This is a genomic window from Shinella sp. M27 (genome assembly GCF_049199905.1).
Lineage (GTDB): Bacteria > Pseudomonadota > Alphaproteobacteria > Rhizobiales > Rhizobiaceae > Shinella.
On the sequence record NZ_JBLZPK010000065.1, the window covers coordinates 52,101 to 63,524 of the forward strand.

General features: G+C 64.0%; 11 protein-coding genes, 1 other RNA gene and 1 pseudogene. 9 read left to right on the forward strand and 4 right to left on the reverse strand.

The features are described from left to right. Both ACOZK4_RS24025 and ACOZK4_RS24030 read right to left on the reverse strand, forming a co-directional pair. Positions 1–283 (reverse strand): annotated as a pseudogene (locus tag ACOZK4_RS24025) (NADH pyrophosphatase); the annotation flags it as partial. Then, the gene (locus tag ACOZK4_RS24030; RefSeq protein ID WP_421594228.1) at positions 280–690 is read right to left on the reverse strand and encodes an HIT domain-containing protein; all 411 of its coding nucleotides are present in this window, start codon (positions 688–690) and stop codon (positions 280–282) included. The pseudogene ACOZK4_RS24025 and the gene ACOZK4_RS24030, both read right to left, overlap by 4 nt. A gap of 114 nt (positions 691–804) precedes the next feature. On the opposite strand from ACOZK4_RS24030, the gene ffs reads away from it, so the two are divergent. From ffs to ACOZK4_RS24050, 4 genes are all read left to right on the forward strand, one after another. Beyond that, an RNA gene (gene ffs, locus ACOZK4_RS24035) (signal recognition particle sRNA small type) lies at positions 805–902 on the forward strand. Between the two features lie 59 nt (positions 903–961). Further along, positions 962–2,842: a DNA polymerase III subunit gamma/tau gene (locus ACOZK4_RS24040; protein ID WP_421594229.1), complete on the forward strand. Its 1,881-nt coding sequence runs from the start codon at positions 962–964 to the stop codon at positions 2,840–2,842. Positions 2,843–2,869: 27 nt separating this feature from the next. Continuing rightward, complete coding sequence (locus ACOZK4_RS24045) at positions 2,870–3,193, forward strand: YbaB/EbfC family nucleoid-associated protein (RefSeq protein WP_313532599.1); 324 nt, start codon at positions 2,870–2,872, stop codon at positions 3,191–3,193. A gap of 35 nt (positions 3,194–3,228) precedes the next feature. Then, the gene (locus tag ACOZK4_RS24050) at positions 3,229–3,840 is read left to right on the forward strand and encodes a LysE family translocator (protein WP_298101461.1); all 612 of its coding nucleotides are present in this window, start codon (positions 3,229–3,231) and stop codon (positions 3,838–3,840) included. Here the strand turns inward: ACOZK4_RS24050 and ACOZK4_RS24055 are convergent, their stop codons facing one another. Then, positions 3,841–4,452, reverse strand: a complete 612-nt coding sequence (locus ACOZK4_RS24055; RefSeq protein WP_421594362.1) for an MOSC domain-containing protein — start codon at positions 4,450–4,452, stop codon at positions 3,841–3,843. A gap of 55 nt (positions 4,453–4,507) precedes the next feature. On the opposite strand from ACOZK4_RS24055, the gene recR reads away from it, so the two are divergent. After that, complete coding sequence (recR, locus tag ACOZK4_RS24060) at positions 4,508–5,113, forward strand: recombination mediator RecR (RefSeq protein ID WP_313532603.1); 606 nt, start codon at positions 4,508–4,510, stop codon at positions 5,111–5,113. Between the two features lie 17 nt (positions 5,114–5,130). After that, positions 5,131–6,378, forward strand: coding sequence for a lytic murein transglycosylase (locus ACOZK4_RS24065; protein ID WP_421594363.1), 1,248 nt, complete (start codon positions 5,131–5,133; stop codon positions 6,376–6,378). Positions 6,379–6,393: 15 nt separating this feature from the next. On the opposite strand, the gene ACOZK4_RS24070 is transcribed toward ACOZK4_RS24065, so the two are convergent. Beyond that, entirely contained in the window at positions 6,394–8,022 is a 1,629-nt protein-coding gene (locus ACOZK4_RS24070; protein WP_421594231.1) for an MFS transporter, read from the reverse strand. Between the two features lie 247 nt (positions 8,023–8,269). Between ACOZK4_RS24070 and rimP the strand changes: the two genes are divergently transcribed. The 3 genes from rimP (at position 8,270) to ACOZK4_RS24085 (ending at position 11,394) form a co-directional block, all read left to right on the forward strand. Next, the gene (gene rimP / locus ACOZK4_RS24075; RefSeq protein WP_421594232.1) at positions 8,270–8,887 is read left to right on the forward strand and encodes a ribosome maturation factor RimP; all 618 of its coding nucleotides are present in this window, start codon (positions 8,270–8,272) and stop codon (positions 8,885–8,887) included. Positions 8,888–9,002: 115 nt separating this feature from the next. After that, the gene (gene nusA / locus ACOZK4_RS24080; protein ID WP_421594233.1) at positions 9,003–10,601 is read left to right on the forward strand and encodes a transcription termination factor NusA; all 1,599 of its coding nucleotides are present in this window, start codon (positions 9,003–9,005) and stop codon (positions 10,599–10,601) included. Between the two features lie 136 nt (positions 10,602–10,737). Beyond that, positions 10,738–11,394 (forward strand): RNA-binding protein, encoded by a 657-nt coding sequence (locus ACOZK4_RS24085; RefSeq protein ID WP_421594234.1) that lies wholly within the window; start codon positions 10,738–10,740, stop codon positions 11,392–11,394. Positions 11,395–11,424 lie beyond the last annotated feature (30 nt).

Genomic DNA, 11,424 nt, shown 5'->3' on the forward strand with positions numbered 1-11,424 from the left:
CGCCGTTCCTGAGATAGCCGAGCAGGATGGATTCGTCCGGGATCGGATCGAGTTCGGCGAGTTCATAGGGCGCAAACAGCGGATCGATGATCTTCTCGTCATGCTTGACCACGAGCTTGCCGCCGGCAAGTGCGAAGGCATGGACGTTTTCCGCCTTGAAGGCCTGTTCCAGACAGTCGGCGGCGCGGTGTTCGGATTGGCGGTCGAGCGTGTTTTCCGCAAAGGCCACCATGGTGCTGGGTTCCGCATGCGGGCGATAGATATCGAAAAGCGATGGCTTCATGGGGTCAATGCGTCCAAAAGCTTGGCTGAAAAGGCCTTGGTTTCCTCGGCCGAGCGCGGCTCGGCGGTGCCGAAGCCCCAAACGGGGCCGGGCCAGTTGGGATCGCCCTCGCTGCGGGCAATGACATGAACATGAAGTTGGCGCACGATATTGCCGAGCGCGCCGGTATTGATCTTCGTGGCGCCCGTCACGGTCTTCAGCGCCTCGGCGACGAGCGTGGTCTCGAAGGTCAGCATGGTCTGGTCGAGCGGCGTGAGATCGAAGACTTCGCTGACATCGGAGCGCTGCGGCACCAGAACCAGCCAGGGCCAGCGGCTGTCTTTCATCAGGCGCAGTTCGCACAGGCCGATCTTGGTCAGGAGATCGCTGTCGCGCGCCAGCCGGTCGTCGGGTCGAAAATCGCTCATCGGGGTCTCCCGCATGCTGTTATCGTCGATTCATGCCACGCGCCCGATTTCCCTCCAACAGTTTTTTGTAAGCCGCGCTTGCATTCGGATGGAATATTGCCGATATGGGGAACGGGAGGTTGGTGGTGGACGAGCCACTCGCCAACCGGGTCAGGTCCGGAAGGAAGCAGCCCCAACGAGCTCCGGCACGGGTCATCGTGCCAGCCTCCCACCTTACCGTCCTGCTTCTGGCCGTCCTGTCGGGACAGACATTTGAATAACGGCAGGGTCGATGAGCGACGAAACCTCTAAACCGTCCACCGAAAAGCCCGCCGCCTATCGCGTCCTCGCGCGAAAGTACCGGCCGAAGGATTTTTCGGATCTCATGGTCGGCCAGGAGCCGATGGTCCGCACGCTGACCAACGCGTTCGAGACCGGCCGCATCGCCCAGGCCTATATGCTGACCGGCGTTCGCGGGGTCGGCAAGACGACGACCGCCCGCATCCTCGCCCGCGCACTGAACTACAAGACATCAGAGATCGACAAGCCGACGATCGACCTTCGCGTGCCCGGCGAACATTGCCAGGCGATCATGGAAGGCCGTCATGTCGACGTCATCGAGATGGACGCCGCCTCCCATACGGGTATCGATGACATCAGAGAGATCATCGAGCAGGTGCGCTATCGCCCGGTTTCGGCACGCTACAAGGTCTATATCATCGACGAAGTGCACATGCTCTCGACGCAGGCCTTCAACGGCCTTTTGAAGACGCTCGAAGAGCCGCCGGAGCACGTGAAGTTCATTTTCGCGACGACGGAAATCCGGAAAGTTCCGATCACCGTCCTGTCGCGCTGCCAAAGGTTCGACCTGCGCCGCATCGGTGCGTCGGATCTCGTCGGCCTGTTCACCACCATTCTCGGCAAGGAAGGCGTCGAATTCGAGCCGGATGCGCTCGCCATGGTCGCCCGTGCTGCCGAAGGTTCGGCGCGTGACGGCCTGTCACTGCTCGACCAGGCGATCGCGCATGGCGCCGGCCGCGTCGAGGTCAATGCCGTGCGCTCCATGCTCGGCCTGGCCGACCGCGCCCGCATCGTCGATCTCTTCGCGCATATCGTGAAGGGCGATGCCGCGGCAGCCCTTGCCGAATTCGCCGCACAATACGAGGCGGGCGCCAGCCCCTCCGTGGTGCTGACGGACCTTGCCGATTTCACCCATCTCGTCACGCGCATGAAATATGTACCGGATGCGACCGGCGACCAGTCGCTGAGCGAGGTCGAGCGCGTGCGCGGCGTCGAATTCGCCAATTCCATCGCGGTGACAGCGCTGTCGCGCATGTGGCAGATGCTGCTGAAGGGTATTCCGGAAACAGAAGCCTCCAGCCGCCCGGCCGGTGCCGCCGAAATGGTCATTATCCGCCTTGCCCATGCGGCAAACCTTCCCTCGCCGGAAGACGCCGCGCGCCGGCTTGCCGACCTCACCAGCGGTGACGGCGGCGGCAATGGTTTTCGCACGCCACAATCGGGCGGCAATGGTGGCCAGCCCTCGGCGCAGGCTTCTGTCTCCGCCGTCGCGCGCCAGCCGGATCAGCCGATACGGGCCCAGGCCGGTGGTGGCACCGTGACCATGCTGCGCCCCGTGCCGCAGGCCGAGCCGGCCGCGCAGCCTGTGGGCCGGGTTGATACCGCGCCCGCCGCCCAGCCGGCCGCTGCACCAAAGGTTCCTGTCAACTCGATCTCCGACGTCGCCGATCTCTGCACCAAGAACCGCGATATTCGCCTGCGGGCGTTGGTGCGCGCTTTCGTGCGGCCGGTCAGTGTCGAGCCCGGCAAACTGGAAATCAGCCTGACCGACGACGCGCCGAAATCGCTCGTCGCCGACCTGTCCAACCGGCTCCAGGAATGGACGGGCCAGCGCTGGCTGGTCATCCTGTCGCGGGAAGCCGGCGGTCCCACGCTCTCCGAAGCCGAGACGATGGCGCAGGAGGCCCGTGTGGCCGATGCGCGCCAGGACCCCGACGTCGCGGCCATTCTGCAACGCTTTCCCGGCGCCAAGATCACCGACGTGCGCATCAAGGTGCAGGAAACCGAAGACGAGGCAGAGACCGTCGAGGTTGCGGCCGCAGCGGAATCTGCCGAGGGCGACATCCTGCCCGGCGACGATATCGAACATTAAATATTCAGAGAACAAAAGGAGAGGCCGATGCGCGACATCATGGGCATGATGGGCAAGGTCAAGGAAATGCAGGCCAAGATGGAGAAGATGCAGGAGGAGATCGCTGCGCTGACGGTGAACGGCTCTTCCGGCGGTGGCCTCGTCTCCGTCACGCTCGACGGCAAGGGCAACCTCAAGGGCCTGAAGATCGATCCCTCGCTCTTCAAGGAAGACGACGTCGAAATCCTCGAGGACCTGATCGTGGCCGCCCATAAGGATGCCAAGGACAAGGCCGAGGCCGAAACCGCCGAGCGCACCAAGGCGCTGACCGCCGGCCTGCCGATCCCGCCCGGCTTCAAACTGCCGTTCTGATCCTGTAGGGTGAGGGCTTCCGAGGAGGATTTCCGATGAGCCTGATGACCCTGCTTGTCTTTGCCGGCGCGCTGATGATGGCGGCCGGTTCGCCCGGTCCGAGCATTGCCGCACTCGTCGCCCGCGTGCTGTCGCGCGGGCCGAAGGATGTGCTGCCTTTCCTCGCCGCCATGTGGATCGGTGAGGGCGTCTGGCTCACCTTCGCCGTGCTCGGCCTTGCCGCGATTGCCGAAACCTTCCATGCCGCCTTCGTCGTCATCAAATGGCTTGGTGTCGCCTATCTGCTCTATCTCGCCTGGAAAATGTGGTTCGCACCGACCGAGACCGGTGAGGAGGCGCTTCCGGAGGCGCGCTCCGGCGCAAAACTGTTCTTCGCCGGGCTGACGGTGACGCTCGGCAATCCCAAGATCATGATGTTCTATGTGGCGCTGCTGCCCGCCATCATCGATCTCGGCGCCGTTACGCTGGTCGGCTGGGCCGAGCTGGTCGTGACGATGTTCGTCGTGCTCGTGGCGATCGATCTCGCCTGGGTCTTCCTCGCCTCGCGTGCCCGCCTGTTCCTGAAAAGCCCGCGTGCCGTGCGCATCGCCAACCGGCTCAGCGCCGGCACCATGGCCGGGGCCGCGGCGGCGATTGCCGCGCGCTGATCAGCCGGTGAGTGCTGCGCGCAGCTTGTCGGCGATGGGGGCTGCGAGATAGCGGATACGGTCTTGCTCGGACATGTTCTTGCCGTAGGTGCGCAGCAGTTCCGGCATGGTGACGGGCTCGCCGGGGAAGGGCGTATAGGTCACCGCATCACCCGCCTGCATAACGCCGTCGCGCAGGACACGGCAGTAAAAACCCGGCCGGCCGGCCTGCATGAAGCGGCGTGCGAAACCGGGATCGCCCATCTTCGCCGTCAGCGTGTTGCAGGGAATGCGCGCCGAGGTCACTTCAAGAAGCACGCTTTCCGTCTCGAACCGGTCGCCGACGGAGACGGAGCGGCTGTCGATGCCGTCGATCACGACGTTCTCGCCGAATGTCCCCGGCTCGATGGTGCGGCCAAGCTCCTTCGACCACCAGTCGAGATCCACGGAGCCGAGGCCGTAAACCGCCTGTTCAGGCCCGCCATGGTGCTTGCGGTTGCAGATGGCGTCACCCAAAAGCCCCTCGCGGTCGACGACGATGGCCGCATCCGTCGGCACCTTGAAAATGCCGGTCTTGTAGCTTTTGCCGGGGACAGGGCGGGCTACGCCCGTGCATACCGCGAGGATTTTGATCAAGCGTCGAACTCCCGAGATTCCGTTTCCTCTTGATATGGGCTAGATAGCGGCAATGGCAAAACGAGTCACCGGCCCCGAAATCGAAAAACTCATCCAGCTCCTGGCCAAGGTGCCGGGCCTCGGGCCCCGTTCGGCGCGGCGTGCGGCGCTGCATCTCGTCAAGAAGAAGGACCAGCTGCTCGGCCCGCTCGCCGAAGCGATGGGCGAAGCGCATCGCAAAGTGCGCATCTGCTCGTGCTGCGGCAATGTCGATACCAGTGATCCCTGCACGGTCTGCACGGATGTGCGCCGCGACCATGCGATGATCATCGTCGTCGAGGACGTTTCCGATCTCTGGGCGCTGGAGCGCGCCGGCGCGATGAACGCCGCCTATCATGTGCTCGGCGGCACGCTCTCGCCGCTCGATGGCGTGGGTCCTGACGATCTCAACATTCGCGGCCTCGTCGATCGGGTGGCGAAGGGTGGCGTGCGCGAACTGATCATCGCCGTCAACGCCACCGTCGAGGGCCAGACGACGGCGCATTACATCACCGACCAGCTCTCCGGCCTCGACGTGAAGATCACGCGGCTTGCCCATGGCGTGCCCGTCGGCGGCGAGCTCGATTATCTCGACGAGGGCACATTGACGGCCGCGCTCCGCGCCCGCACCGCGATCTGAGGAGACCCCTTTTGAACATTCGCAAAGCCTTCAAGGCCTCCGTCGGGATCGCCTTGTTTTCCCTCGTTTTCGCCCTTCCGGCAGTGGCCGCCTCCAAGGCCGAGGTCGAAAAGATGTTCCGCGCCTGGATCGATAGGGATCTCTGGCCGGCGGCGAAGAAGACCGGCGTCAGCGAAAAGACCTTTCGCGCGGCGCTGGAGGGCGTGACGCTCAACTGGGACCTGCCCGATCTCGTGCCGCCCGGCTCCAAGCCGAAGAAGGAACAGGCGCAAAGCCAGGCGGAGTTTTCCTCGCCGGGCGCATATTTCTCCGAAAAGCGCCTGCAGGGGCTGGCGGGTACCGGCCGCAGCCTTGCCAAGATGCATGCTTCGACGCTGCGCAGGATCGAGCAGAAATTCGGCGTTCCCGGCGAGATCGTCGTCGCCGTCTGGGGCCGTGAATCGGGTTTCGGCAGCGCGAAAATCCCCTATTCGGCCGTTGAGGTGCTCGCGACGAAGGCCTTCATGTCGACGCGCAAGGACCTTTTCCGCAAGGAGCTGATCGCCGCCCTGCACATCGTCGATGGCGGCGACCGCACGGTGGCGCAATTGAAGGGCTCCTGGGCCGGCGCGCTCGGCCAGCCGCAGTTCATGCCGACGAGCTACCTGCAATATGCCGTCGATTTCGACGGCGACGGCGTGCGCGATATCTGGGGCTCGGTGCCGGACAGCCTGGCGTCGATTGCCAACTATCTCGCCAAGAAGGGCTGGCAGGCCGGGCGCGGCTGGGGTTACGAGGTCTCCATTCCCGGTGCCGTATCCTGCGCGCAGGAGGGACCTGATCTCGCCAAGCCGATCTCGGCCTGGGCTTCGACAGGCATCACGCGCATGTCCGGCAAGGCATTTTCGGGCGGCGAAGCCAAGGCTTCCGGCATGATGCTGGTTCCGGCCGGCACGCATGGGCCGGAATTCATCGTCACGCCGAATTTTTACGTGCTCAAGGAATACAACAACTCCGACCTCTATGCGCTCTTCCTCGGCAATCTCGCCGATCGCATCGCCTATGGCAGCGGACCGTTCCAGGGCCAGTGGGGCGATATCGGCAAGATGCTGCGCTCGGATGTGCTGGCCATGCAGAAGGCGCTGGTCGCCAAGGGCTACGATGTCGGCAAGGTCGATGGCCTGCCGGGCTACAAGACCCGCCGCTCGCTTGGCGACTGGCAGGCGAAGAACGGGCTTGCGCCGACCTGCTACCCGGATGCCTCGCTGAAATCCAAGCTGCGGTAAGGTTCTAGCCTACCTTCAGTGCATATCCACCTGCCGCTTGAACCGCTCGTATTCGTGCGGGACGATGGTCTGCCGCTCGATCATGCGATGGACGCGCGGGTCTTCCGCGCCGCTGTGCAGCTGGCGCAGCTTCTCGCCATTGGCGGCATCGGCATGGGTGCGGCGCTGGTTGTGGCGGACATATTCCACCCAGGTCGGCACGTGGTAGGTCTCGGTCCATATCGTCGGATTTTCGAGATCGCGCATCAGCGCCCATTGGCCCGCACCGTCGCGGATACGAATGCGCCGGCGTTCGGTCATCGCCTCCAGAAATTCGGGAATGTCGCCCTCGGCGATCTGGTAGTCGATGAGGATGACGATCGGGCCGCTGCGCGGTTTCAGGTCGAGCGGCAGGTCCGGCTCGCTGAAGCGATTGAGCGGATCGACATTGAGGCTCTGCAATTCGGGCAGTGCATAACGCAAGCCGAGTGCGGCACCGGCGATCATCGCGACGGCGGAGGCGAGAAGGGCGGTCTGTGCGCCGTGTGTGTCGGCGGTCGTGCCCCAGATCCAGCTTCCGGCCGCGATGCCGCCGAAGGTGGTGGTCTGGTAGAGCGAGAGCGCCCGCGCGACGACCCAGCGGGGCGTGGAGAGCTGCACCGTCGTGTTGAACAGCGAGAGCGCCATCACCCAGGAGAAGCCCGCAATCAAGAGCACGGCGCCGGTGATTGCCGCCGACGTGCTGGTCGCCGAAACCGTCGCGGCTATGGCGAAACCCGTGAAGGCCATGCGGGCGATGGCCTCGCTGGTGAATTTTTCGCGCAGCCGCGCATTCATGAAGGCCCCGCCGATGGCGCCGAGGCCGAAGCAGCCGAGCAGCACACCATAGGTCAGCGGCCCGCCGGCCACGAGGTCGCGGGCGATCAGCGGCAGCAGCGAGAGGATGGAACTGGTCGCCAGGCCGAAGGCGAAGCCGCGCAAGAGAACCTTGCCGATATTGGGCGACATCGACACGTAGCGCAGGCCCGCCGAGATGGCGCGGCCGAAGTCTTCGCGCGGCAAGGCGCGTGGCGAAACGTTCGGCTTCCAGCGGATCAGCGCGTAGAGCAGGGCGAAATAGCTGAGCGCATTGGCGGCGAAGGCGGCCGCCGCACCCGCCGCCGCGACGATAGCGCCGCCGATGGCGGGGCCGACGGAGCGGGTGAGGTTGAAGCCCATGCTGTTGAGCGACACGGCGGCCGGCAGGTCCTCGCGCGGCACCATGTCGCCGACGGAGGCCTGCCAGGCCGGATTGTTGAGCGCCACGCCGCAGCCGAGCAGGAAGGTGAAGGTCAGAAGCAGCCAGGGCGTGATGACGCCGTACCAGGTACAGAGGGTGAGGCCGATCGCGACTGCCAGCATGAAACACTGCGCCGTCAGCATCAGCTTGCGCCGGTCGAAATTATCGGCAAGGGCGCCGGCGGCGACGGAAAACAGCATGATCGGCAGCGAGGTCGAGGCCTGCACCAGGGCCACCATGTTGGCGGAGGGCGAGATGGAGGCCATCATCCAGGCCGCGCCGACGGACTGGATGAGCCCGCCGAAATTGGAGATCAGGCTCGCCGCCCAGATCAGCCGAAAGGTTTCGTTTCGGAAGGGGGCGAGGGGGGATTTCCGGTCCGGCACGGTGGGGCACTCATTCTCGACGCAGCGTTGGCTAGCAATCTAGTCCAAACAACAAAAGCGGCAACCCGGTGGCGGCAAATACGTCGCCCACAGGCGGGCTTTGCGGCCGACCTTGCATTTATGACGAACCCGGTCTATATCACTCCCAAATTCTTGATCGTCAGATGAAGAGTGGGCCCGCAAGGACCCGCTCTTTTTTGTTGCCGCGATCAGGTGCATGATAACGACCATCCCGGGAGGGCATGTCATGTCCGACACGACCCAGACAGAAACTGTAGCGATCGAGCCGCGCCTAATCGTCGAGACCGGCCTTGACCGCCGCGTTGCCGACATCATCGAGCCGACCATCGAGCAGATCGGCTACCAACTGGTGCGCGTGCGCCTGTCGGCGCAGAACGGTGCCACGCTGCAGATCATGTGCGAGCGGCCGGACGGCACCATGACCGTCGAAGACTGCGAGAAGGTCTCGATGGCCGTCTCGCCGGTGCTCGACGTTGAGGATCCGATCGACAAGGCGTATCATCTTGAAGTGTCGTCGCCCGGCATCGACCGGCCGATGGTGCGCAAGTCGGACTTTTCGCGCTGGACGGGCCACCTGCTGAAGTGCGAGACCTCGATCCTCGTCGAAAGCCGCAAGCGCTTCCGCGGCAAGATCGTCGCCGCAGACGAAAACGGCTTCACGCTGGAACGTGAGCAGCCCGCCGCCGGCGAGGAGCCGACGGTCGTCATTCCCTTCACGGCGCTTGCCGAGGGCCGGCTGATCCTGACCGACGAGCTGATCCGCGACGCGCTGGCCGCCGATAAGAAGGCGAAGGCCGCGCAGGCCGCCAACCAGAACGACGAAGACGGCGACGACGAAGAATAAGTTGTGAGTACGTTTCGCCCGAGGTGGCGGAACGGAGAGGACGGAACCGGAGCGGCCTGGCCGCTCCCGATTGCCGGGGGCGAAAAACCCGGCTCGACCATGGAGACCTGAGACAATGGCAGTCAGTGCGAACCGGCTTGAGCTTCTGCAGATCGCGGATGCCGTGGCCCGTGAAAAGGTCATCGACCGCGAGATCGTGCTTGCCGCGATGGCCGACGCCATCCAGAAGGCAGCCCGCTCGCGTTACGGCACGGAATCCAACATCCGCGCCGACATCAATTCCAAGACCGGCGAAATCCGCCTCCAGCGCCTGCTTGAGGTCGTCGAGGTCGCAGAAGATTACGGCACTCAGATCCCGCTGGAACTGGCGCGCGACCGCAACCCGGACGCCAAGCTGGGCGATTTCATCGCCGATCCGCTGCCGCCGATGGATTTCGGCCGCATCGCCGCCCAGTCGGCCAAGCAGGTCATCGTGCAGAAGGTGCGCGAAGCCGAGCGTGACCGCCAGTTCGACGAATACAAGGATCGTATCGGCGAGATCGTCAACGGCACGGTCAAGCGCGTCGAATACGGCAACGTCATCGTCGATCTCGGCCGTGGCGAAGGCATCATCCGTCGCGACGAGATGATTCCGCGCGAAAACATGCGCTACGGCGACCGCGTTCGCGCCTTCGTCTATGACGTGCGCCGTGAACAGCGCGGCCCGCAGATCTTCCTGTCGCGTACCCATCCGCAGTTCATGGTGAAGCTCTTCACCATGGAAGTTCCGGAAATCTACGACGGCATCATCCAGATCAAGTCGGTCGCCCGTGACCCCGGTTCGCGTGCGAAAATCGCCGTCATCTCGAACGACTCGTCGATCGATCCGGTCGGCGCCTGCGTCGGTATGCGCGGTTCGCGCGTCCAGGCCGTCGTCGGCGAGCTGCAGGGCGAGAAGATCGACATCATTCCGTGGTCGCAGGATCCGGCGTCGTTCATCGTCAATGCCCTTCAGCCGGCGGAAGTCGCCAAGGTCGTTCTGGATGAAGATGCAGAGCGCATCGAAGTCGTCGTTCCCGATGAGCAGCTGTCGCTGGCCATCGGCCGCCGCGGCCAGAACGTGCGCCTCGCTTCGCAGCTGACCGGCTGGGACATCGACATCCTCACGGAAGCCGAAGAGTCCGAGCGTCGCCAGAAGGAATTCAACGAGCGCACCAACCTCTTCATGGAATCGCTCGACGTCGACGAGATGGTCGGCCAGGTGCTGGCGTCCGAAGGCTTTGCGGCCGTTGAAGAACTGGCTTATGTCGATCTCGACGAAATCGCCTCGATCGACGGTTTCGACGAAGACACGGCCCAGGAACTCCAGACCCGCGCCCGCGAACATCTCGACCGCCTCGAAGCGGCGATGGACGCCAAGCGCAAGGAACTCGGCGTGTCCGACGAGCTGCGCCAGATCGACGGCCTGACGAGCCAGATGCTCGTGGCGCTCGGCGAAGACGGCATCAAGACGATGGAAGACTTCGCAGGCTGCGCCGCGGACGACCTCGTCGGCTGGTCGGAACGCAAGGACGGCGAGACGAAGAAGTTCGAGGGCCTGTTCTCGAAGTTCGAGGTCTCCCGCGCCGAAGCCGAAGCCATGGTCGTCCAGGCCCGTCTTGCGGCCGGCTGGATCACCGAAGAGGACCTGGTTAAGGAAGAGCCGGTCGTCGAGGGCGGCGAACAGGACGCCTGATCGGCGTCCTCCAGAGCATGTCTCCCGAAAGTGGCTTCCGGTTTCGGGATAAAGACATGCTTGAAACGCTTTAGAATTGGACATGTCGCCCGCTGATTTTGCACAGCGGTTTGCGTTGGCAAGAGCGGAAACCTATATGGGCAAGAAGGACCAGGACGGCGTGAACGACCGCATGTGCATCGTGACGCGCGAAAAGGGCGAGGCGGATGATCTGATCCGCTTCGTCGCAGGTCCCGACGGCAGCGTCGTGCCGGACCTGAAGCGTCAACTCCCCGGACGCGGATGCTGGGTAAAGGCCGAACGGGCGATCGTCGACAAGGCGGTCGCCAAGAAGCTTTTCGGGCGTGCGCTGAAGGCGGAGGCGAAGGCGGCTCCCGACCTCGGCGCCGAGGTGGACCGGCTGATCGCCGCCCAGCTCGGCGGCATGATGAACATGGCGCGCAAGGCGGGCCAGTTCATCACCGGGTCCTCGAAGGTCGATCAGGCGGTGCGTGCGCTTGCTGCCCTTGCCGTGTTCCATTCGACGGATGCGGCGGCGGACGGCGTTCGGAAAATAGATCAGGCGCGGAAAGCTTCGAGTTTTCTCACCGACGACGAAACGGAAATACCCTCCTTCAAGCTCTTTTCGGAGAGCGAATTGGAGGGCCTTTTGGGAAGTAATGCTTTTATCCATGCCGCAGCGCTTGCAGGGCAGGCGGGTGAGGGTGTAGTGAAGCGCGCAATCATGCTCGAGAAATACCGGGGCGACAGCCAAATGATGGCAAAAGGTGGCGCTGGCCAGACAAACCAATGACGCGGTTACCGGCATTCGGCCGGCCGAAAT

Bases quoted from the DNA above. Each gene is read 5' to 3' on its own strand.
- ACOZK4_RS24030 (WP_421594228.1), bottom strand. From the start codon at position 690: ATGAGCGATTTTCGACCCGACGACCGGCTGGCGCGCGACAGCGATCTC.
- recR (WP_313532603.1), top strand. From the start codon at position 4,508: ATGGCAAAACGAGTCACCGGCCCCGAAATCGAAAAACTCATCCAGCTC.
- ACOZK4_RS24040 (WP_421594229.1), top strand. From the start codon at position 962: ATGAGCGACGAAACCTCTAAACCGTCCACCGAAAAGCCCGCCGCCTAT.
- rimP (WP_421594232.1), top strand. From the start codon at position 8,270: ATGTCCGACACGACCCAGACAGAAACTGTAGCGATCGAGCCGCGCCTA.
- ACOZK4_RS24045 (WP_313532599.1), top strand. From the start codon at position 2,870: ATGCGCGACATCATGGGCATGATGGGCAAGGTCAAGGAAATGCAGGCC.
- ACOZK4_RS24050 (WP_298101461.1), top strand. From the start codon at position 3,229: ATGAGCCTGATGACCCTGCTTGTCTTTGCCGGCGCGCTGATGATGGCG.
- ACOZK4_RS24085 (WP_421594234.1), top strand. From the start codon at position 10,738: ATGGGCAAGAAGGACCAGGACGGCGTGAACGACCGCATGTGCATCGTG.
- nusA (WP_421594233.1), top strand. From the start codon at position 9,003: ATGGCAGTCAGTGCGAACCGGCTTGAGCTTCTGCAGATCGCGGATGCC.